Source organism: Acinetobacter sp. MYb191, assembly GCF_037572605.1.
GTDB lineage: Bacteria > Pseudomonadota > Gammaproteobacteria > Pseudomonadales > Moraxellaceae > Acinetobacter > Acinetobacter johnsonii.
The window spans coordinates 75,440-96,816 of the sequence record NZ_JBBGZP010000011.1 but is presented as its reverse complement, the minus strand read 5'-3'; the positions used below and the strand labels follow the sequence as shown (position 1 = coordinate 96,816).

The window sequence follows — 21,377 nt, the reverse complement described above, 5'->3', positions numbered from 1 at the left end:
GAACATATCACATTTTTTGCAAGTATAGAATAAACAACGGTAACCAGATTGCTGTAAATACCGCATTGACAGCCATTCCAAAGGCTGCGTAACGTCCAGCAATACTTCCCCGTTGCCATGCTTGAGCTGTACCGATGGCATGAGCTGCAAGACCTAGCGCTAAGCCCGATGCACGTTCATCATTAATGTGTTTGAGAATCAGTGGCGAAAATGCAGCACCAATCACACCAGATAAAATCACGATTAAAATAGCCAGACTCACAGGGGCTTGCAGCAGTGTTGCAATGTTAATTGCGATAGGCGTTGTGACTGCGCGCGTGGCAAATGCCATAATGGTAGGGTCAGACAAATGTAGTAGATAAGCCAGTCCCATCGGCAGTCCGACCGCACTGATACTGGCAAAGACCAAGATACCCACCACAGCTTTGAGGGGGAGGTCGTCATAGCGCATAGCAGCCAATGGAATAGCTAATGCGACCGTCACATAACCGAGTAGATGGTTAAACACTGGATTTACCTGTGCCATATATTGCTCATACGGAATGTTTAACAACAACAGCAGGGCAATCACAAAGCACATGCCAAAAACAATCACGGGAATTTGTGGTAGTTTTTTGTTGAGTGGCTTTGCCAGTAAGTAGGCAACGAGGGTTAGGAAAAAACCGAAAATAATGGGAATCATGTGCACACTCCTAAAGCCATTTCTTAGACATTTTTGCGTAAACCCACAGTGGAATTAGTGTGCTGACAAACAGCACCACCAAAAACATTGGGATTTCACTGCCTAAATGCGTCATCATCAGCAGGGAGCCTGCACTGATAGGTAGAAAAGCAAAGGCACTTTCTTTCATGATTTTATTGTTGGTATCGACCAAACGTGCTGGAATTTTATGAAATTTTCTCCAACCCAAAAGGACGATTAATAAACTAATCAGTCCAATTAAATTGCCCAGTTCAGGATGTCCAAAACGTCCCGTGATCCACACAGCCGCTTCACGAAAGATGATGATCAGGGCAACCGTGCCGATCCATGCTTTCCAATCAACAGTTTTTATCCATTCCATTTTGTTCTGTCATTAACATTTTACTTATCACGTTTTAACCGATTTAGTTTTTGATTTCAAATTCTTCGAGTTCACGATGAAATTGTTTTGCTTTCAAACCTAAAATTTCATCAATCGGTAAATGTGCTTTTTTAATCAGTTGTTCAAGTTTATGCGGCGCAATATACACTTGTAGGTGTAGGTTGCCCTCATCATCATAATTTTCAGATTGAATCACATTTAGGGCGTATAGTTGATTACGCAATTTGCCATAGGCTGGTTTGAGTAGGACGTCAAAGTTTTGAATTTGACCCATCAAGCACTCTTGTACCGCTTGGCGTAGTAGATCAAATCCTTCGCCTGTATGTGCTGAGACATAGACACGTTCAGGTACATTTGGTTCAGCGTAAATGATTTTGGCTTGTTCACCACTTTGATCGATCTTGTTATACACCCGTAGGATAGGAATATCTGCGCCAATTTCTTTGAGCACTTTTTCAACGGCTTCAATTTGTTCCATATGGCCTGGACTGCTCGAGTCAATCACATGCAACAGCAAGCTGGCCTCTAATGTTTCCTCTAGCGTCGCTTTAAACGATTCCACTAAAGCATGCGCAAGATTACGCACAAAACCAACCGTGTCGGCTAGGACCAACGGGCCAATACCATCCCATTCCAAGCGTCTTAAGGTTGGATCTAAGGTTGCAAATAGCTGATCTGCGGCATAAACATCAGATTTGGCTAGGGTGTTAAACAGGGTCGATTTGCCCGCATTGGTATAACCAACCAAAGAAACGGTTGGAATTGCAGCTTTTTGACGTGCAGCACGCCCTTGGATACGGGTCTGACGGACTTTTTCTAATTTATCTTTAAGTTGTCCAACACGGACACGAAGTAAACGACGGTCAGTTTCGAGTTGCGTTTCACCTGGACCACGGAGTCCAATCCCGCCTTTTTGGCTATCGAGGCTAATGCCTGTACCGACCAGTCGAGAAGACAAGTGATCCAATTGAGCCAATTCGACTTGAAGTTTCCCCTCATGGGTACGGGCACGTTGTGCAAAGATATCTAGAATAAGGCGTGTACGGTCAATAACACGGCACTTGATAATACGACTCAGATTACGTTCCTGACTAGGGGTTAGGGCATGGTCAATAATCACCAGTGTGGCTTCAAGTTCCTCAACACGAGCAGCAATTTCTTCTGCTTTGCCTGAACCAATGAAATATTTAGCATCGGGTTTGAATCTTTGAGCGTGAATATGCTCCAGAATTTCTGCACCTGCCGACTTAGCAAGCAAACGAAATTCTTCTGCATCAAGGTCTTCCAGAATATGGATGGCAACACTGACTAAAATGGTTTTTTCGCCACCTTGCTTCTGCTCAAAATATTCCACTAAATTCGATCTCACATTGAAAACTCTAGTGTAGATGAATTTGCTGAGATTGAGCGAAATAGTTATGCCGTTGCCTTACATTGAGCGAAATAAGTGAACCAAAAGCAGTAAGGTACCAAAGTATAAAATACTGAGCCCTATAATAAATTTCAGTGCCTGAACAGGATTTAACGGTGGAGCTGGAGGATTCATTTGATCGTTCATATACACACTATGTTTTGGTATTTCGATTGATTTATTTTAATTAATTTGTTTAAACGATTAAAATTGAAAATAATCATCTGGTCCTTCGGTTTTTATGATCAATGCAAGTTACTCAAGATCAGTATAGAATGAGCCGAAATCAATGATTAAATGTTGAATGAAGCTGTGCCAAGTGAACCGTCTATGCAATCGAATACTGAAATAAAAACAACACCAATAAAAGGTGTCTCTAAGCTTTTTCTGTATGGCAAAAAGCTGGCTTCAGGGCTTGGCGCCGTGTCCGAAGGGTTTTATTTGGTCTATCGACATGGCTTGTATAAAGACATTAACAATCCACAAAATACCCGTTACGTGCAGTATTTTTGCCGTCGACTGTGCAAAGTTTTTAACATTGATGTGCATGTCCACGGGGATATTCCACGTAAGCCTGCACTTTGGGTCAGCAATCATATTTCATGGTTAGATGTCGCGGTTTTAGGCTCCGGCGCACGAGTTTTCTTTTTGGCTAAGGCTGAAATTGAAAAATGGCCCGTGTTTGGCAAGCTGGCAAAAAGTGGTGGAACCTTGTTTATTCAACGTGGTTCAGGCGATTCCATCAAAATTCGAGAGCAAATTACGGCGTTTTTAAAACAAGATATTCCTGTGTTATTTTTCCCGGAAGCGACCACGACTGATGGTTCTAAAGTGAAAAAGGTTCATGGACGTATTTTAGGTGCTGCGATTGAGGCCCAGCGTGATGTGCAAATTTGTTTAATTTGCTATGTGAATCAACAGGGCGGACTTGACCAAGTCTCTCCGTTTATCGGTAACATTAGTTTTGCCGAGCATGTTAAAAAAGTACTAGAAATGCCACAAGTCACGGCACATTTAGTTGCGCTCCCAGCCATTTGTACCGCAGGACATACGGTTGAGAGTTTAACGGCACTGGTCCAACAAAAAATGGTGCAAGGTTTGGCTGATTTACATCACAAAGTTTTGAAGTCCCAACCCAACATGCAACAAGCTTGAAGGCTTACATAAAGCCTTCAATCGGTAGCCAAGAGACGACTTTGAGACCAGCACGTTTGAACCAATTCATTTTTGGTTCAGTGGTATAGGTTTTGGTAGAACCATCAGCTTGTTTGATTTGCCAGTTAATGTTTTTATTTGCATCTAGGACCAGCTTATAGGCATATTTACTGAGGTTTTGGTCCATGGTGTAGTGTACCGCTTTGGCCAGCGGCGGACTGTTCAGTAAAACCCCAATTTCTGTATTTAAGTTGGCAGAGCGAGGATCAAAATTAAATGAACCAATAAAAACCTGTTTCTCATCAATGGCCATGAGTTTGGCATGTAGACTCGAGCGGCTTAATCCTTTGATACTGACTTTGGCTTTTTTCGAGATTTCTTCATTGTTTTCATTTAAGGCTTCGGCCGCAGGCGTGGCTAAAAACTCATAGAGTTGGACACCACTTTCCAGCAAGTCTTCACGATATTTTCCATAGAAAGCATGCACCAACGGTACATCATTGGCTTTAAATGAGTTGGTCAGTACGCGAACTTGAATGTCACTCTGTGCTAGGTTGGCCAGATGTTTTTTGCCTTTACGCTCAGGTACAAAATAGGCTGAAATAATGTCGATGCTTTCCATTGGCTTTTCTAAATGGGTTTGCAACTGGAAGTTTAAATGTTCTTCTTTTTTTGCCCGTGATTTGATTTTACTCGGTGAGTCTTTCACCACTTCGGCTTTGACCCAATCGAACTGGATACTATCATTTAACCAGTGTTCAAAGGCTTGCGAACGATTGGCCAGATCCAAATAATTTTGTACGGTCACTTCCTGATAGTGTTGCTCTAACTGGGTTTTTAAACCTTCATAACGCAAGCTGTAATGGTTAGCGTTGACAATTTGACGCACTGGAAAGGCATAGTCGTCATTCCAGTATTCATCGAAGGAATGCACAATTTCATCTGAGGCAGAGCCGACCAACATCACATCAACATCGGAAAATTGATAACTGTCGCTGACGTTATAATATTGATTGCTCATGTTGCGCCCACCAATCAACGAAATTTGATTATCGGCAATGAAGCTTTTGTTGTGCATCCGGCGGTTGATGCGTTTTAGATTTAAGACCATATCCATCGCACGATAGTGACGGAAGCGGTAGGGGTTATACAGTTTGATGTCAATATTGGCGTGCTGATCGAGCGCCAAATAAATGCCTTCCATTTTCTTGGCATTGTTATCATCGATTAGTAATCGAACCTTCACCCCGCGATCAGCGGCTTTCAAAATAGAATAAAGCGCTAAAGAACCAATACGATCGTTGTCCCAAATATAGTATTGTAGATCTAAGGTCTTTTCTGCCTTATCAATGAGATGGATACGCGCGGCCAACGCTTCGAGTGGATTATAGAGAACATGGAAACCTGTAAGGCCTGGATTTTGTTCACGTAAAGGCAGAACGATTTTGCCTAAACTGGTTTGATCTGTTGGCAAATCAAAGGCATAGACGGGCGTCTGTGGGATCTGTTTGGGTAAGGTGTTACACGCTGGGACAGTCAAAACCATACAGCTTAACAACAACAGTTTGGCACCTTGCTGAGTCGAAGATGAGCGGAATAAAGTTTGTTTCGCTAAGCCGTGAGGTTTTTCCATCGTCATAAAGTCTATAAATTTGGTTTGAGTATAATTCTGAGCTGTGAAAAGATAAACAGAAGATTATGTGTTCTTGATGAACAATTTGTGAGTAAAAGTCTATGATGAATATACACTCCGTCGTGTTGTATTTTTATATTGCGATGGCCTTGCTTGCGGGGTGGGCGGTGTATCAGGCATGGATCAGTCAAACCAATACGGAGACCATCCATCCGTTTAAGGCCTTTGTGCATTTGTTGGCTTTTTATCTCTCTTATTTACTCATTCCTTTGTTTTTCTTTAGCTTATATGCAGGTTTTCAGGGTTATTATTCATGGCATGAAGCTATTTTTGTGTTTTTGGTCAGTGGTGTGCTGTGTTATGCACGTTTCATTGAACCGCATTTTGTACATGTCAAAACTACTCAATATCAAATCCAAGAAGATTATAAATTACTCAAACCCGTTCGTATTGCGTTAATTGCGGATTTACATATTGGTCTATTTTCAGGGCATGAGCGACAACTGAAAACCATCGTCAAACGACTAAATGAACAAAAACCTGATTTGGTGGTGGTTGCAGGGGACTGGACTTATGAACCTGAAAATACACTGGCAGAAGAATTAGAGGTGTTACAAGAAATTAATGCCCCAGTCTATTCGGTCAATGGTAATCATGATGAACAATATCCAGGCCCGCCGATTCAAAATTTGTTAAGACATGCTTTGAAGGTGAATAATGTGATTGATATTGAAGGTCAGATTGTTGAATTTGAAGAGTTTCGTCTGATTGGAGTCGGGGATTTGTGGGCAGGCAAGGCGGATATGCGTTTTATGCCGCATTTACCGCAGGACAAACCGTGGGTCATCCTATCGCACAATCCAGACACGATCGATATGGTACCCGCTTTACCTAGCCGTCCTTTAATGCTTTCAGGTCATACGCATGGTGGTCAAGTTGAACTGCCATGGCTCACAGACTATGTAATGAAAAAAGTGTCTATATTAGGACACAAAAAAGGCTTGTACCGACATGAACATGCGGATGTGTTTGTTACGGTTGGAACAGGCATGGTGGGTGTGCCGTTTCGTTTTCGTGTACCACCGACGATCGATATTATTGAACTGATTTAAGTTGGGTTTAGAACCAATAAAAAATAAAGCTTAAAACCAAAATGACCACAGCCAAGACGATCCAAAGGTTGTGATTTTTTGTATGGAGCTCTTGTAGGTCTTGTATTGCATCGAGGTTATTCACTGCTGGGCTATGCGGGCTTTGTGGCTGTTGTTGTGTAAAGCTCCGTCCTTCAGACACAAGGGAGCTGTGGTGTCTTAATTCAGCGGTTGATATGCGTTGTTGTTGGTGTCGTTTATGGCGATACATGCTTTTTAGTGCAGCATCATGCCGCTTCGTGAGTTCAGTCACGATCTCTTGTGCATCATCGTATTGAAAAGCGGTATGTGTGGCGATGTATTGAATGGCTTGAATAATTTTATTTTCTTCAACTAATACGATGACATCAAGGAGTTGTTCATTGGTGAGTTGTTGTATTTTTTCATCCATTTTTCGGTCCTATTCATCTGTATCTCTCTCTATTTTTGAAGTAAAACGACAGATTTTAAATATGGTTTTTGTAGCGTTTGTTAAAGCATTGGTATAAAAAAACCAGCATCACTGTGCTGGTTTTTAGACATCAAATTCAGGTTTAAATTTGATTATTTACATCATCATTTTTGGTTTCACGGATCATTAAGAACGCACATAAAGACAGAAGCGATGCCGCCGTGAGGTAATAACCCACTGCATGTAAACCATAGGTGGTTGCAAGCTTGGTGGCAATGAGAGGTGCAAATGATGCCCCAAAGATCCCCGCAAGGTTAAAAGTCAGCGCTGAACCTGTATAACGAACGGATATTGGAAAAATCTCAGAGAGCACGGTACCAATCGGTCCATAGGTTAAACCCATGATGGATAAACCAATACACAGGAACAAGAACACAATAAGGGTACTGCCTGATTCCAACATGCTTGAGAATACTAAACCAAATAATGCCGCAGCAATACAGACTGCAATAGAGGTGGTTTTACGACCAAATTTTTCCGCAAAAACCGCCGACAAGGGGATGAATGCAGCAAAGCAGAGGGTTGCGACCAGTTGAAGTTGTAAGAACTGTTCACGGGTGTAACCGAGCTGTTTGGTACCCCATTGTAAAGCGAATACGGTTGTGAGGTAGAACACCACAAAAGTGCAGATGGCTGCAATGGTACCTAAAATCAACATGCCCCAGTGCTTGGTGATCACTTCTTTAAATGGAATGTTAACTTCTTTTTGCTTGTCTAAAACTTTCTGGAACGCGGGGGTTTCATGGAGTTGTAAACGAATCCACAGACCTACAATCACCAGTAAAGCACTTGAGATAAAGGGAATACGCCAGCCCCAAGTCATGAATGCTTCTTCAGTCATAAAATGACCCAGCGTTAAGAATGAACCAGTTGCTAAGATAAAGCCAATCGGCGCGCCCAGTTGGGGAAACATGCCATACCAAGCACGTTTACCTTCAGGTGCATTTTCCGTGGCAAGCAATACAGCACCCGACCATTCACCACCTAAGCCGAGTCCTTGACCTAAACGACACAGCGCAAGCAGTAATGGCGCGGCAATTCCAATTTGTGCATAGGTGGGTAATAAGCCGATACACACGGTTGAAAGTCCCATGGTCAGCAAAGCTGCAACCAAGGTCGCCTTTCGGCCGATACGATCACCTAAATGTCCAAAGAGTGCAGCGCCAATCGGGCGTGCAATAAAGGCAATTGCGAAGGTCGCCAAAGACTGAATGGTTGCAGTCATTGGATCGGTACTTGCTGGAAAGAACAGGTACGGAAAAATAATGACAGCCGCAGTGGCATAAATATAAAAATCGAAGAATTCGATAGTTGTACCTACCAGACTGGCTGTAAGTACGCGGAATTTTGAGTTTACAGGCTGCTGTTCAGCAACAGCAGTATTTAATGACGCCATGGTAGACCTTACACTTAAAAAATAGTCGAACTGAGTTTTAAAAGCGTCATCTTTTTAAAAAAGGCGTAATTTTTTAAAAAAATACGAATGTTCCTCGGGCAGACTACGGAATTAGGGTTACTAAAAAATGTAGTGTGCGCGGGTTATATCACGTAAAGATAGATGGACAGGAAATGTGATCCTGCACCAATCAATACAAAAATATGCCAGATAGCGTGCGTATATCTTACCTTTTTTAGCGCATAAAACAATGCACCGATGGTATAGGAAAGTCCACCAATGATTAAAAAAGTCAAAGCAGGTTTAGATAAAAAGCGTTGCATATCATCCATTACCAGTACAGCCAGCCAACCCATAAGCAGATAAGCAATCAGTGAAATTTTTTCAAAGCGATGAATGAAAACTAACTTGAATAGTGTACCAATGAGTGCAATCACCCAAAGTGCAATGAGTAGGTAATGGGCTTTTTGCGTGGGCAGTGCGATAGACAAAAATGGAGTGTAGGTTCCCGCAATCAGATAATAAATGGCAGTGTGATCTAATTTTTTATACCAGCCGCGACGCTCTGGAGATTCCGCAAAATGATACAAGCTTGATGCGGCAAATAATAAAAATAGGCTCAAAGCATAGACCCATAGCCCGATCCACTGCGCTGTTTCTAAGTAAGACCCTTTGATAATCAATAAAATACCTGCTATGAGTGCAAGAGCTGCACCAATAGCATGGCTAATGAAATTGATTCTTTCTTCAGCAGGATCGTAGTTGACAACAGGGTGAGTGCTCATAAGTCGTGTGCATTTTCATAAAATATACAACTGTATCGTAATTCAAATTTGCATTTAGCGTAAGACGCTTTAAAATTTAATCGCAATTCTTTTTTTGGTTTCTATTATGACCGTTTCGGTATCGTCCTCTGCGCAAGAGCAGCAATTCCTTCAAGCCTTCCAGCAAGCGCTTGAATCTCAAAGTTTTGATCGGATGATTCTGAGTCAATATCAGGGTGAACTAGAGAAACTCGAGAAGATGACTTTTCGGGTGGTGATGTTGCAAGGACAGCCTGTATTGAGCTGTTTATATCGTTATAAAACCCAAGACGTCACCAAAAACTATTCATTAGACACAGCACTTGATACGGTAACTGCACTTTTGGCGCAGTGTAAACAAGCCAATTTGATGACAACTGAACAAGAGTTGCAACTGAAGAAGAACAAGAAGAAAGCCATGCTGACGCAAAGTAAAAATAAAACGGTAACCAAAGCTGTTGAGCAGCAAGGTCATGACCGTGTCAAACAGCGTTTTGTCGATCAAGACAGTTATTTCTTACAGCCGCTTGGTATTACCGATGCAAAAGCACACATCATTCCCAGTATGGCGCGTAAGTGGAAGCAAATTAATAAGTTTGTCGAAATTTTCTCAGGGGCATTAAGTCATATTCAGTTGCCTGAACAACTGCGCGCGGTCGATTTTGGCTCAGGAAAAGGCTATTTAACTTTTGCTTTGTATGATTATTTGCTGAAGCAAGATCTGAACCCTTTTGTGACTGGGGTGGAGCTAAACAGCAAAATGGTAGAATTCTGTCAGGAGGTTGCGAACAAGTCGGATTTTCAGCAACTTGATTTTTTTCAGGGTGATGTTCGGACGTACCAACCTGAACGTCTCGATGTGATGATTGCGCTGCATGCATGTGATGTCGCGACGGACTTTGCGATTCATACCGGCATTCGTTTAAATGCTGAAATGATCATGTGTGCGCCGTGTTGTCATAAAGAATTACGTCCACAGCTGAAAGCTCCACTCGTGTTGCAACCGATGTTGCAGTTTGGCATTCATGCAGGACAGCAAGCTGAAATGCTGACGGATACTATTCGTGCCTTATTACTCAAAGCCTATGGCTATGAAACCAAAGTGTTTGAGTTTGTAGCACTTGAGCATACCAGTAAGAATAAAATGATTTTGGCAACCAAGCGTAGGGATTATCAAGCGCCAGATGTTGCTGTCTTGGCACAAATTCAAGCCTTGAAAGAGATGTATGGTATTCAAAAGCATTCACTGGAATTGCTGTTGAATAATCAATGGGATCAGCAAGATGTAGGGTGTAAATGCTGATCTGAACATCACTTTTTAGTGCAATGACCAATACAAAGATAATTTATAGGAAAATGAAAATGCCAAGCTTGAGAATTACGCACGGAACATGGGAAGAGTCGCAACAGGCTGCGAAAATGATTCGTGAGCAGGTCTTTATTCAAGAGCAAAACATTGCTGCTGAAGATGAATGGGATGAGCAAGATGAAATCGCAGTTCATTTTGTGGTCTATGAGCAAGATCAAGCCATTGCAACTGGACGACTTTTGCAAAATCATAGTATTGGTCGTGTTGCAGTTTTGAAGTCCCATCGTGGTTTGGGCGTGGGCAAAGTCCTGATGCAGGCGGTGATAGCATATGCCCAACAGCAACAACGTCCATTTTTAGTCTTGTCCTCTCAAGTGCATGCGCAAGCGTTTTATCAGGCTTTGGGCTTTATGCAAGAGGGTGAGGAGTATTTGGATTGTGGTATTCCGCATATCCATATGCGTTTATCATCCATAAAAAAGCCCTGATCTTTCAGGGCTTTTTTATTAGTCACAGCATATTAGTGACCATGTTCAGATGACATTTTCGCATGTTCATCGGCACTCATGTCGTGCTCATCAGCGGTTGCATGTTCTGTGGTATCTTCAGAAGCTGCTTGAGCTCTTACTTCGCGCGCATCTTTATCCGCTTGTGCTTTGGCCATCGCTTCTTCAGACATTGCAGGCGCATTTTTAAAAGCATGTTGCTGAGAGTTTTGCTGCGTTTGCTGACTTGGCATATAGTCAGGCTCATTGGTGATCGCAAGGTAGAAGATACCTAAGAAAATTCCACTTAAAATGAAAGCAATAATCAGTGCTTTCCAACCCCATGGTGATTTTTCAGGAGAAGTATTGTCAGTCATGTGCAACAGCCCAATTGAATAAAAATAAATCTAAAACTATGTAACTTTATAACACAAAAAACTGCGTCGGGCTTGAAAAGAATGCACTAAAATAAGTCAAAATTAGATGCTGAATCAGCAGGTTAATTTTGTTGTGTGCTGCGAGCGCAAAAAAGGGATCTGCTGATCCCTTTTTTAAGATTAAAGTTTTAGCGAATCTGACCCGATGATACCGACTCAACCAGACGTTGCGGTGCTTTAAATCGTGCACCATATTTCGCTTCAAGTTCATTGGCACGTTGTACAGCTTGGTCTAAACCATATTGATTTAAAAACTGAATTGCACCCCCTGTCCACGGCGCAAAACCAATCCCAAAGATCGAACCGATATTGGCGTCAATTACAGACTCAAGGACATTTTCTTCATAACAACGTAAGGTATCTAACGATTGTACAAATAGGAAGCGGTCAATCATTTCTTGTTCAGAAATATCTACGTCCTTCTTCCAATGGCTCAAACCTTCCCAAAGATATTTTTTACCACCTTCTGGATAATCATAAAAACCTGCACCTGCAGCTTTACCTTTACGGTCAAAAGTGTGGATCATGGTTTGAATCACATCATCCGCACCTGAACGTGGTAAATCTTTACCCTCAGCCTGCAATGCTTTACGTGTTTCATTGGCAACATGTTCAGAAAGCGTCAACGCAACTTCATCTTGAATGGCTAATGGGCCAACGGGCATACCTGCTTTGAGTGCTGCCATTTCAATACGAGCTGGATGTACACCTTCATGCAGTAAACGTAAACCTTCTTGAACAAAAGTACCAAATACACGACTGGTGAAGAAGCCACGGCTGTCATTGACAACAATCGGAATTTTGCCAATTTGCTGTACATAATCATATGCTTTTGTCAGAGTTTCAGCAGAGGTGTTTTTACCTTTAATGATTTCAACCAATTGCATTTTATCGACTGGACTAAAGAAATGCAGACCAATGAAGTTTGCTTGATCTTTCGATGCATTTGCCAAACCAGTAATTGGTAATGTCGAAGTATTTGAAGCCATCACACCACCTTCTACAAGGAATGCTTCAGCTTCTTGAGTGACTTTCGCTTTGAGTTCTTGATTTTCAAATACAGCTTCGATAATTAAATCACAGCCTTTTAAATCTTCCGCAGATGCTGTAGCTGTAATTAAACTTAAAACCTGATCACGCTTTTCAGCCGTCATACGACCTTGGGAGACCTTTTTATCCAGTAATTTTTGGCTATAGGCTTTACCTTTTTCTGCATTTTCTACAGAAACATCTTTCAGTACAACGGGAACCCCTTTGATTGCTGTAGAGTAAGCAATACCTGCTCCCATCATACCTGCACCAAGTACACCGACTTTGCTTGCTTGCCATTTTGCAATGTCTTTAGGACGACTCGCACCTGCCTTAATTGCATTCATTCCATGCCAAAAAGTACCGATCATGTTTTTTGAAACTTGACCTGTTGCAAGATAAGTAAAATAACGTGATTCAATAGTCAGCGCTGTATCTACATCCACTTGCGCACCTTCAACGGCAGCCGCCATGATTGCTTCAGGTGCAGGATAGCAACCTTTAGTTTTATCACGGAGCATCGCTGGAGCAATCGCCAGCATTTGCGCAACCGCAGGTGTTTTAGGATCACCACCCGGAATTTTATAACCTTTTACATCAAACGGTTGTTGCGACTTTGGATGTTCTTTTACCCAAGCGATGGCTTTATCCATCAACTCTTCAGGTGTTTCCGCAATGTCTTGAATTAAACCTAGAGATTTTGCTTTATCCACACCAAACTGCTTACCTTCCATTAAGAATGGAAAAGCATTTTGTAAGCCTAAAAGGCGTACCATACGCACGATACCACCACCACCCGGCAGCAGACCTAAAGTCACTTCAGGCAAACCAAACTTCGTTTTAGGATCATTCAATGCAATACGTGCATGACAACCTAAAGCGATTTCCCAACCACCACCTAAAGCTGTACCATTCAATGCTGCAACGACAGGAACACCTAGAGTTTCGATATAGCGAAACTCTGCTTTCATTTTCTGAATCATTTCAAAAAATGGAGTGGCTTCTTCCAAACGAGCTTGAATCAACTCATCCAAATCGCCGCCTGCAAAAAAAGTTTTTTTCGCTGAACGGAAAATAATTCCCGTAATAGAAGTTTCAGATTTCAGTTTAGAAACAATATTTTCCAAAGCCACACGGAAATCACCATTCATGGTATTTGCAGATTGGTTTGGAGAATCCAAAGTTAGAATAATAATGCCATCGTCATTTTTTAAATATTGAATTGCGCTCATTATTATTCTCCTTATACCAACTCAATAATGGTCGCAATACCCATGCCACCACCCACACATAATGTTGCCAAGCCACGCTTTTTGCCCTGACGCTCTAATTCATCAAGTAATGTTCCGAGAATCATTGCGCCCGTCGCCCCCAATGGATGTCCCATCGCAATTGCACCACCATTCACATTGACTTTTTCAGCAGGCACTTTTAATTCTGTCATAAAACGCATCACCACAGATGCAAAGGCTTCATTGACTTCAAATAGATCAATATCGTCAATGGTTAAACCTGCTTTTGCCAACGCTTTACGCGCAGCAGGTGCGGGCCCAGTCAGCATAATGGTTGGATCAGAACCCACCAATGCGGTCGCCAATACTTTGGCACGTGGTTTTAAACCTTGTTCTTTGACTGCTTTTTCAGAAGCAAGTAATACAAGCGCTGCACCATCGACAATACCTGATGAGTTTCCGGCATGATGTACATGGTTAATTTTTTGCGCTTCTGGATATTGTTGTAATGCAATTGCATCAAAACCCATTGCACCCATCATTTCAAAACTTGGATTGAGTTTTGCTAAACCTTCTGCTGTTGTGGTTGGTTTAATAAATTCATCTTGATCTAAAATGGTCACGCCTGCTTTATCTTTGATGGCAACCACTGATTGATTGAAATAACCCGCCGCTTGCGCAGCAGCAGCTTTGCGCTGTGAATTGGCTGCAAAGGCATCGACATCTGAACGCGTATAACCATCCAAGGTTGCAATTAAATCTGCACCAATCCCTTGCGGAACAAAGTGTGATTTTAAATTGGTTTCAGGGTCTAATGCCCACGGCCCGCCATCCGAACCCATTGCAATACGTGACATCGACTCGACGCCACCTGCAACAACCACATCTTCCCAACCTGAACGTACTTTTTGCGCAGCCATGTTTACGGCTTCTAAACCTGATGCACAAAAACGGTTAATTTGCACACCTGCAACATCATTATCCCAACCCGCTGCGATTGCCGCAGTTTTAGCAATATCACCACCTTGGTCTGCAATAGGCGTGACACAACCCAATACAATATCATCTACTTTAGAAGTATCTAAATGATGACGATCTTTCAACTCATTCAACAATGTGGTCAATAGCGTAATCGGTTTCACTTCATGCAGTGAACCATCTTTCTTTCCTTTTCCGCGTGGTGTGCGAATGGCGTCAATGATATAAGCCTCGCTCATAGCTGTTCCTTTTTATGACTTTTAAGTTGTTATGCATTTGAGTGTACAAATTAATGGCCGTGATGCAATGACTAGAACGGGTCAGGTCAGATGAATCTTTTTGCCAATAAACTGAAGATTTGAGCATAAAAAAACCCAAGATCGAAATCTTGGGTTTAGCAATGTGCCGAACCGTCGTTAAACTAGAAAATTAGTGATAGCCGTGTAGTTGGCGATATAAACCGGGTGTAACTCCAGTCCATTTTTTAAAGGCACGGTGGAAGGTACTGGTTTCACTAAAGCCCACTTGTTGTGCCACATCTTCTAAAGTCAAACCTGGGTTCAATAGTAGGTGGATCGCAGCATCACGACGTAATGCATCTTTCACGCCTTGGTAACTTTTACCTTCAGCAGCTAAGCGGCGACGTAGTGTTTGTGGAGATAAATACAGCATAGAAGCCACATCATTCAGGGTTGGCATTTCCTCACCAATTTGGCTCTTCAATACATCACGAATACGTGACGTGAGTGAGTTGGTGTTTTTAAATTTCACCAGCAACTGTGCAGGAGCGGCTTTTAAGAACTCTTCTAACGTTTCTTCATTCTGACGAATTGGTAAGTCCAAATAATCTGCGGCAAAAGTGATTTCGGTACGCGGCATGTCGAACTGCATCACAGGTGCGAAGAACAGGGCATCGTACTCATCTGCATGGGTCGGACGTTCATAACCAAAGTGCACACGTTCCAGTGGTAAACGACGTTCAATCAACCACGACGCGAGACCATGCCAAATCATCAGCATACTTTCGGTAATGAAGTGATCTGGGTCCATTGATTTCGGAATCTGAGGAACAAGACGAGCTTCATGCTTGTCGCGCTCTAATGTCACCGACCACTCATCGCCAAACAATTTATAAAACTGTGAAGACAGTTCTAAAGCATCACCTAAGGTTTTGGCATGAATAATCAGCTGACACATGATGGCAAACGTACCTAAACGACGTGGTTGCTTATCGAAGCCAACATGTTCGTCTTGAGTCACCATCCATAACATTTTAACGAAGCGAGTATATTGTTCTGGAGAAATACGGGCTTTAGGTTGACGCAGAAGTTCTGCCTCAATCCCTACGTGAGAAAGTAATGTTTCGACATCCATGCCGAGACGTTTTACGCCAGTTAAAGCCGCATTGACGAAATGGATACTAATGGTATCGCGGCTCATATTTAATCCTTCAGTCTCTTTTATATTCACTTGCGTTTGACCTAAATGACGCTAAAAAAAGTATTTTAGGCAATTTACACTAAAGTTTTTTGCCTTTTTACATGTTAAATTGCCGAAATGATCAAGGTAAATGGCTGAACATGACATTGTTTTGTTGCTTTTATATTTCTAAAATAGCTAAAAAATCAACATAAAAAGAGAAAATAAACATGGATATGGCATTGAAAGGATTGAAAGTTCTCGATTTTTCTACACTTTTGCCCGGACCTTTTGCAACAATGTACTTAGCAGACTTAGGTGCAGAAGTGATCCACATCGAGTCTCCAACCCGCCCCGATCTGATCCGTTTAATGCCACCTTATGCCAATGGACAGGCCACAGCACATAGTTATCTCAACCGAAATAAGCGTGCAGTGGCATTGGATTTGAAAGATCCTGCCAATATTGAACTGATCAAATCGAAAATTTCAGACTATGACATTGTGATTGAACAATTCCGTCCAGGTGTGATGCAAAGATTAGGACTCGACTATCAGACCTTATCTGAAATTAATCCGTGCTTGATCTATTGTTCCATTACGGGTTATGGGCAAACAGGGGGGTATCAAAATAAAGCAGGACACGATATCAACTATGTGGCTTTGTCAGGGATCGCGGGACATAGCGGCCGACAGCACAGTGGACCACCGCCAATGGGGATTCAAATTGCGGATATTGCAGGAGGCTCTTTACATAGCGTGATTGGAATTTTAGCCGCAGTAATTGAAAGGCAGCGTAGTGGTTTGGGACAGTATATTGATATTTCTATGACCGACTGTGTGGTAGGGCTCAGCAGCATGGCCGCAGCTGCGAGTTTAGCAGGACAGGAAAAACAAGGGCCTGAGCAAAGCTATCTCAATGGTGCGACTTTTTATGACTATTATGAAACCCAAGATGGGCGTTATTTATCGATTGGTAGTTTAGAGCCACAGTTTTTACATGGGCTGGCACAAATTTTAGAATTGCCAATTGTGGCTGAAAAAGGAGCCTCATTGGCAACCGAAGACCGCCAAGTGGTGAAACAAGCAATAAAAGACAAAATTAAAACCCAAGATTTTGCCACGTGGAACGCAATTTTTCAGCAGCAAGATGTCTGCGTTGAGCCTGTATTAAAGTTGGATGAAGCACTCGATTCGCAGTTGGCCAAAGATCGTGCATGGGTGGTTTCTGTACCTTTACAAGAGGGGAGTACAAAAAGCGAACAACAATTAGCTTGTCCAATTAAGTTTTCACGTTCAAAAATAAGATATGAATTTATAGGCAAATCACTTGGTTTTGATTCTTTGTAAATATCATATAGCGATAATTTGGATAGATTTAAAACAACAAAACGTCATAAAATGGGTTTTTATACAAATAAAGCGTATCATATCGATTAGTTGTAATTTTGTAAGAAAGGTCACCAATTATGAATAAATGTAAAATAAGTTGGTGTTTTAACCTCAGTCTCTTAGCGCTCAGTTGCTGCTTTCAAAGTGTGTATGCTGCAAATGTCTTTGAGGCAGAAAGCCCTTGGATACTGGGTGACTGGAATGGTCAGCGCAGTGCATTGCAGCAAAAAGGCTACGACTTTAGCTTTGGCTATACGGGTGAAATGGCAACGTTGCTCGATGCCTCACATTCTTCAAGTCATGGTACCGAATATGCAGACCAGTTTGCATTTGGTACGCATTTCGATTTAGACAAGATTTTGGGTTGGCAGGATACTGAGGCTCAAATCACCATTACCGAACGCAATGGGCGTTCACTTTCTCAAACATCCAATGCTTTAGATGGACATTTAAGCTCCACTCAAGAAGTGTGGGGGCGTGGACAGACGTGGCGTTTAACGGATTTGTGGATTAAGAAAAAGTTCATGGATCAAAAGTTAGACATCAAAGTCGGTCGTTTTGGTGAAGGTGAAGACTTCAACAGTTTCGACTGTGATTTCCAAAACCTTGCGCTCTGTGGCTCTCAAGTTGGTAACTGGGTCGGTGACCAGTGGTACAACTGGCCTGTCAGCCAATGGGCTGCGCGAGTCAAATATAACCTTCTGCCAGATCTGTATGCTCAAGTCGGGGTGTATGAATATAACCCTGAAAACTTAGAACGTGGCAAAGGCTGGAACTTAAGTACCGATGGTTCGCATGGGGCCATTATTCCTGCTGAAGTGGTGTGGTCTCCTCAGTTAGGGGCTGAAAAATTACTCGGCGAATATCGTGCGGGTTATTACTACAGTTCGGCAGATGCCACAGACATTCAAAACCCACAGCAAACCTCACATAAACAAGGCGGCTGGATTGTTGCCAAGCAGCAACTCACAGCACATCGCGGTGATGCTACACGTGGTTTAACAGGTTTTGTGAATCTCACGCTACATGACTCAGATACCAATACGGTTCGCGATATGCAGAATATTGGTGTGGTCTATAAAGGCGCTTTTGATGCTCGCCCTCAAGATGAAATCGCGATTGGCCTAGCCCGTATTAATATCAATGATGATGTCAATGACGCGAATATTGCCAATAACAGCGTTGATACTCGTGGCTTACAAAGTGAAGAATATGATGCCGAGATTTACTACGGTATACATGCAGCTAACTGGCTGACCATTCGTCCCAATATCCAATATATTCGCCATGTAGGCGCGTATAAAAATGGTGAAAATGCATGGGTCGGCGGAATTAAATTCCAGACCGCATTTTAGTTTCTAGATCGATAAGTATTTGTCCAACAAGGTTGATAAATACTTTTTACGGTTGTTCAAAGCATAAAACTGTTCGAAATAAGTCGTTTGGACAGATACTTAAAATCTAAAAACTGTCTAGGTGCTCATATCGATATTGAAACGATATGGGCTTTTAACAGAATCTAAGAAAAAGGTGGTCAATATGAGTACTCCGTCTTCAGGTTCAGGACTTAAAACTTTTACAGCTGTGATTGCTGTGATCTTTGGTTTAGTCCTGCTGATAGGAGGGGTTTATCTTGCAGTACTTGGTGGGTCTTGGTACTACATTATTGCAGGTTTACTCTTCATCGCGACTGCAGTTCTACTGCAAAAATTAAAAAGTACGGCATTAATCGTTTATGCGTTGTTGGTCTTGGGTACAGTGGTTTGGGGCTTATGGGAAGTGGGTTCAGACTTCTTTGCCTTGGCGCCACGTTTAGATATCCTTGGTTTATTTGGCTTATGGCTACTCATTCCAGCGGTCACACGTGGTTTTGACAACGTCAAAAGTGCAAAACTGGTTTTAACAGGTTCACTGGCGGTGACTATTGCCGTGATGATTTTTGCTGTGTTTAATGACCCTCAAGAAATTCGAGGTGAGCTGAGCAGCAAGCAGCCTGCAACCGCGCAGTCCATACCGGGTGTTGCTGATGGCGACTGGCCTGCATATGGCCGTACTCAATCTGGCTTGCGCTATTCTCCTTTAACGCAAATTAATTCTGAGAATGTTAAGGATCTAAAAGTCGCTTGGACCTATAACACAGGCGACTTTAAAACAGAAAATGACTCTGGTGAAACCACCAATCAGGTCACCCCAATTAAAGTTGGGGACAATATGTATATTTGTACCACACACCAAAAATTGGTTGCACTTGACCCAGCGACAGGTAAGGCGAAATGGACTTTTGATCCGAAACTCAAAGCGGACAATACTTTTCAGCATTTAACCTGTCGTGGCGTGTCTTATTATGATGCGAACAATACGGCTGGTTTTGAAGCCAGCTTGCAGAATAAGAAGTCATCGTCTGCGCTATGTCCACGTAAAGTAATTTTACCTGTGAATGATGGCCGTTTGGTTGCCATCAACGCTGATACTGGTGAGCGTTGTACTGACTTTGGTAAAAATGGTGAAGTCGATTTGCAAAAAGATATGCCATTCCCTTATCCGGGCGGTTATATCCCAACGTCGCCACCTGTAGTCACAGGCACGACTATTATTATTGCGGGTTCAACCACAGATAACTATTCAACTGAAGAACCTTCAGGTGTGATTCGTGGTTATGATGTAAATACAGGCGCATTGTTGTGGGTCTTTGACACAGGTGCCGAAGATCCGAACGCGATTCCAGCTCCGGGTCAAAAGTATGTTCAAAACTCACCGAATGCATGGGCACCATTAGCCTATGATGCAGCTTTGGATATCGTTTACATTCCAACGGGTGTGGGCACGCCAGATATTTGGGGCGGTAACCGTACTGAGTTGCATGAGCGTTATGCCAATTCAATGCTGGCACTGAATGCCTCAACAGGTAAGTTGGTGTGGAATTTCCAAACCACGCATCATGATTTGTGGGATATGGATGTACCATCACAACCGACATTGACGGACATTAAAGACAAGTCGGGCAAAATGGTTCCTGCCATTTACGTGTTAACGAAAACAGGCAATGCCTTTGTTCTAGACCGTCGTACTGGTGCAGCCATTGTTCCAATTACGGAAAAACCTGTACCACAAACAGTGAAACGTGGGCCGCAAACCAAAGGTGAGCGTTATTCTGCGACACAACCTTTCTCTGACTTTGACCTTGCGCCAAAAGAGAAACTGACAGATAAGCAAATGTGGGGTGCAACCATGTTTGACCAGTTGATGTGTCGGGTGTCTTTCCACAAACTGAATTATGACGGTATTTATACCCCACCTTCAGAAAATGGAACTTTGGTTTTCCCTGGCAACTTGGGAGTATTTGAATGGGGCGGTATGTCCGTTAACCCTGATCGTCAAATTGCGGTGATGAACCCAATCGGTTTGCCGTTTGTGTCTAAGCTTATTCCAGCCGATCCAAACCGTCCGAAAACAGCCAAAGGTGCAGGCACCGAAGCGGGTGTACAACCGATGTATGGTGTGCCTTACGGTGTAGAAATCAGTGCGTTCTTGTCTCCATTTGGTTTGCCATGTAAACAGCCAGCTTGGGGCTTTGTGGCAGGTGTAGATTTAAATACTCACGAAATTGCATGGAAACGTCGTATTGGTACGATCCGTGATAGCTTACCGGGGATTCAATTACCACCATTTAAAATGGGGGTTCCTATGCTTGGTGGTTCAATCTCAACTGCGGGTAATGTGATGTTTGTCGGTGGTACGCAGGATAATTATATCCGTGCCATCAACGTGACCAATGGTGATGAGCTTTGGAAAGGTCGTCTACCTGCGGGTGGTCAAGCAACACCAATGACCTATGAAGCCAATGGCAAACAGTATGTGGTCATTATGGCGGGTGGTCATGGTTCATTTGGCACCAAGATGGGAGATGCTTTGGTGGCATATGCCTTACCCGATGCAAAATAATCTTTTGTAGTCATTTAAACTTTCAAATAGCCTGATTCGTCAGGCTATTTTTATGTGCAGTCGGTTTAAA

General features: G+C 42.5%; 18 protein-coding genes. 7 read left to right on the top strand and 11 right to left on the bottom strand.

Annotated features, from left to right (window positions below):
- Window positions 1-7: 7 nt before the first annotated feature.
- The 3 genes from WH214_RS06565 to hflX are packed head-to-tail and all read right to left on the bottom strand — an operon-like array spanning window position 8 to window position 2,439.
- Window positions 8-682: an LrgB family protein gene (locus tag WH214_RS06565; protein WP_004695104.1), complete on the bottom strand. Its 675-nt coding sequence runs from the start codon at window positions 680-682 to the stop codon at window positions 8-10.
- Between the two features lie 10 nt (window positions 683-692).
- Window positions 693-1,064, bottom strand: coding sequence for a hypothetical protein (locus tag WH214_RS06560; protein WP_004695106.1), 372 nt, complete (start codon window positions 1,062-1,064; stop codon window positions 693-695).
- 43 nt (window positions 1,065-1,107) lie between these two features.
- Window positions 1,108-2,439 (bottom strand): ribosome rescue GTPase HflX, encoded by a 1,332-nt coding sequence (hflX, locus tag WH214_RS06555; RefSeq protein WP_339422969.1) that lies wholly within the window; start codon window positions 2,437-2,439, stop codon window positions 1,108-1,110.
- Between the two features lie 387 nt (window positions 2,440-2,826).
- Here hflX and WH214_RS06550 point away from each other — a divergent pair, with 387 nt between their 5' ends.
- Window positions 2,827-3,651, top strand: coding sequence for a lysophospholipid acyltransferase family protein (locus WH214_RS06550; RefSeq protein ID WP_171304200.1), 825 nt, complete (start codon window positions 2,827-2,829; stop codon window positions 3,649-3,651).
- 4 nt (window positions 3,652-3,655) lie between these two features.
- Here the strand turns inward: WH214_RS06550 and WH214_RS06545 are convergent, their stop codons facing one another.
- A complete protein-coding gene (locus WH214_RS06545) occupies window positions 3,656-5,197 on the bottom strand; it encodes a phospholipase D family protein (RefSeq protein WP_445206356.1) in 1,542 nt (513 codons plus the stop codon).
- 188 nt (window positions 5,198-5,385) lie between these two features.
- On the opposite strand from WH214_RS06545, the gene WH214_RS06540 reads away from it, so the two are divergent.
- Window positions 5,386-6,396, top strand: a complete 1,011-nt coding sequence (locus WH214_RS06540; RefSeq protein ID WP_339993066.1) for a metallophosphoesterase — start codon at window positions 5,386-5,388, stop codon at window positions 6,394-6,396.
- Between the two features lie 7 nt (window positions 6,397-6,403).
- Here the strand turns inward: WH214_RS06540 and WH214_RS06535 are convergent, their stop codons facing one another.
- The 3 genes from WH214_RS06535 to trhA form a co-directional block, all read right to left on the bottom strand.
- The gene (locus tag WH214_RS06535; protein ID WP_159127217.1) at window positions 6,404-6,826 is read right to left on the bottom strand and encodes a hypothetical protein; all 423 of its coding nucleotides are present in this window, start codon (window positions 6,824-6,826) and stop codon (window positions 6,404-6,406) included.
- A 142-nt stretch (window positions 6,827-6,968) separates the two neighbouring features.
- Window positions 6,969-8,282, bottom strand: a complete 1,314-nt coding sequence (locus tag WH214_RS06530; protein ID WP_005400235.1) for an MFS transporter — start codon at window positions 8,280-8,282, stop codon at window positions 6,969-6,971.
- A gap of 143 nt (window positions 8,283-8,425) precedes the next feature.
- On the bottom strand, window positions 8,426-9,067 hold the full coding sequence (trhA, locus tag WH214_RS06525; protein WP_005400236.1) for a PAQR family membrane homeostasis protein TrhA: 642 nt from the start codon (window positions 9,065-9,067) through the stop codon (window positions 8,426-8,428).
- 106 nt (window positions 9,068-9,173) lie between these two features.
- Between trhA and WH214_RS06520 the strand changes: the two genes are divergently transcribed.
- Together WH214_RS06520 and WH214_RS06515 are read left to right on the top strand one after the other, a co-directional pair.
- On the top strand, window positions 9,174-10,388 hold the full coding sequence (locus WH214_RS06520) for a class I SAM-dependent methyltransferase (RefSeq protein ID WP_339422222.1): 1,215 nt from the start codon (window positions 9,174-9,176) through the stop codon (window positions 10,386-10,388).
- A gap of 59 nt (window positions 10,389-10,447) precedes the next feature.
- On the top strand, window positions 10,448-10,882 hold the full coding sequence (locus tag WH214_RS06515) for a GNAT family N-acetyltransferase (RefSeq protein WP_279739166.1): 435 nt from the start codon (window positions 10,448-10,450) through the stop codon (window positions 10,880-10,882).
- Between the two features lie 32 nt (window positions 10,883-10,914).
- On the opposite strand, the gene WH214_RS06510 is transcribed toward WH214_RS06515, so the two are convergent.
- The 4 genes from WH214_RS06510 to WH214_RS06495 form a co-directional block, all read right to left on the bottom strand.
- Window positions 10,915-11,256, bottom strand: coding sequence for a hypothetical protein (locus tag WH214_RS06510; RefSeq protein WP_279739167.1), 342 nt, complete (start codon window positions 11,254-11,256; stop codon window positions 10,915-10,917).
- Between the two features lie 188 nt (window positions 11,257-11,444).
- On the bottom strand, window positions 11,445-13,577 hold the full coding sequence (locus tag WH214_RS06505; protein ID WP_339993062.1) for a 3-hydroxyacyl-CoA dehydrogenase NAD-binding domain-containing protein: 2,133 nt from the start codon (window positions 13,575-13,577) through the stop codon (window positions 11,445-11,447).
- An 11-nt stretch (window positions 13,578-13,588) separates the two neighbouring features.
- Window positions 13,589-14,794 carry an acetyl-CoA C-acetyltransferase gene (locus WH214_RS06500; RefSeq protein ID WP_234964804.1) on the bottom strand — a complete coding sequence of 402 codons (1,206 nt, stop codon included), beginning with the start codon at window positions 14,792-14,794 and terminating at the stop codon, window positions 13,589-13,591.
- Window positions 14,795-14,984: 190 nt separating this feature from the next.
- Complete coding sequence (locus WH214_RS06495) at window positions 14,985-15,995, bottom strand: AraC family transcriptional regulator (RefSeq protein ID WP_004695134.1); 1,011 nt, start codon at window positions 15,993-15,995, stop codon at window positions 14,985-14,987.
- A 209-nt stretch (window positions 15,996-16,204) separates the two neighbouring features.
- Between WH214_RS06495 and WH214_RS06490 the strand changes: the two genes are divergently transcribed.
- The 3 genes from WH214_RS06490 to WH214_RS06480 all read left to right on the top strand — a co-directional run bounded on the left by WH214_RS06490 (window position 16,205) and on the right by WH214_RS06480 (window position 21,307).
- A complete protein-coding gene (locus WH214_RS06490) occupies window positions 16,205-17,323 on the top strand; it encodes a CaiB/BaiF CoA transferase family protein (protein WP_339422224.1) in 1,119 nt (372 codons plus the stop codon).
- Between the two features lie 119 nt (window positions 17,324-17,442).
- On the top strand, window positions 17,443-18,720 hold the full coding sequence (locus WH214_RS06485; RefSeq protein WP_339422225.1) for a carbohydrate porin: 1,278 nt from the start codon (window positions 17,443-17,445) through the stop codon (window positions 18,718-18,720).
- Window positions 18,721-18,904: 184 nt separating this feature from the next.
- Complete coding sequence (locus tag WH214_RS06480) at window positions 18,905-21,307, top strand: glucose/quinate/shikimate family membrane-bound PQQ-dependent dehydrogenase (RefSeq protein ID WP_339422226.1); 2,403 nt, start codon at window positions 18,905-18,907, stop codon at window positions 21,305-21,307.
- Window positions 21,308-21,377: the final 70 nt, after the last annotated feature.

Coding starts and splice junctions, on each gene's coding strand:
- WH214_RS06565 (WP_004695104.1), bottom strand. CDS start 682: ATGATTCCCATTATTTTCGGTTTTTTCCTAACCCTCGTTGCCTACTTA.
- WH214_RS06560 (WP_004695106.1), bottom strand. CDS start 1,064: ATGGAATGGATAAAAACTGTTGATTGGAAAGCATGGATCGGCACGGTT.
- WH214_RS06550 (WP_171304200.1), top strand. CDS start 2,827: ATGCAATCGAATACTGAAATAAAAACAACACCAATAAAAGGTGTCTCT.
- WH214_RS06545 (WP_445206356.1), bottom strand. CDS start 5,197: ATGGTTTTGACTGTCCCAGCGTGTAACACCTTACCCAAACAGATCCCA.
- WH214_RS06540 (WP_339993066.1), top strand. CDS start 5,386: ATGATGAATATACACTCCGTCGTGTTGTATTTTTATATTGCGATGGCC.
- WH214_RS06535 (WP_159127217.1), bottom strand. CDS start 6,826: ATGGATGAAAAAATACAACAACTCACCAATGAACAACTCCTTGATGTC.
- WH214_RS06530 (WP_005400235.1), bottom strand. CDS start 8,282: ATGGCGTCATTAAATACTGCTGTTGCTGAACAGCAGCCTGTAAACTCA.
- trhA (WP_005400236.1), bottom strand. CDS start 9,067: ATGAGCACTCACCCTGTTGTCAACTACGATCCTGCTGAAGAAAGAATC.
- WH214_RS06520 (WP_339422222.1), top strand. CDS start 9,174: ATGACCGTTTCGGTATCGTCCTCTGCGCAAGAGCAGCAATTCCTTCAA.
- WH214_RS06515 (WP_279739166.1), top strand. CDS start 10,448: ATGCCAAGCTTGAGAATTACGCACGGAACATGGGAAGAGTCGCAACAG.
- WH214_RS06510 (WP_279739167.1), bottom strand. CDS start 11,256: ATGACTGACAATACTTCTCCTGAAAAATCACCATGGGGTTGGAAAGCA.
- WH214_RS06505 (WP_339993062.1), bottom strand. CDS start 13,577: ATGAGCGCAATTCAATATTTAAAAAATGACGATGGCATTATTATTCTA.
- WH214_RS06500 (WP_234964804.1), bottom strand. CDS start 14,794: ATGAGCGAGGCTTATATCATTGACGCCATTCGCACACCACGCGGAAAA.
- WH214_RS06495 (WP_004695134.1), bottom strand. CDS start 15,995: ATGAGCCGCGATACCATTAGTATCCATTTCGTCAATGCGGCTTTAACT.
- WH214_RS06490 (WP_339422224.1), top strand. CDS start 16,205: ATGGATATGGCATTGAAAGGATTGAAAGTTCTCGATTTTTCTACACTT.
- WH214_RS06485 (WP_339422225.1), top strand. CDS start 17,443: ATGAATAAATGTAAAATAAGTTGGTGTTTTAACCTCAGTCTCTTAGCG.
- WH214_RS06480 (WP_339422226.1), top strand. CDS start 18,905: ATGAGTACTCCGTCTTCAGGTTCAGGACTTAAAACTTTTACAGCTGTG.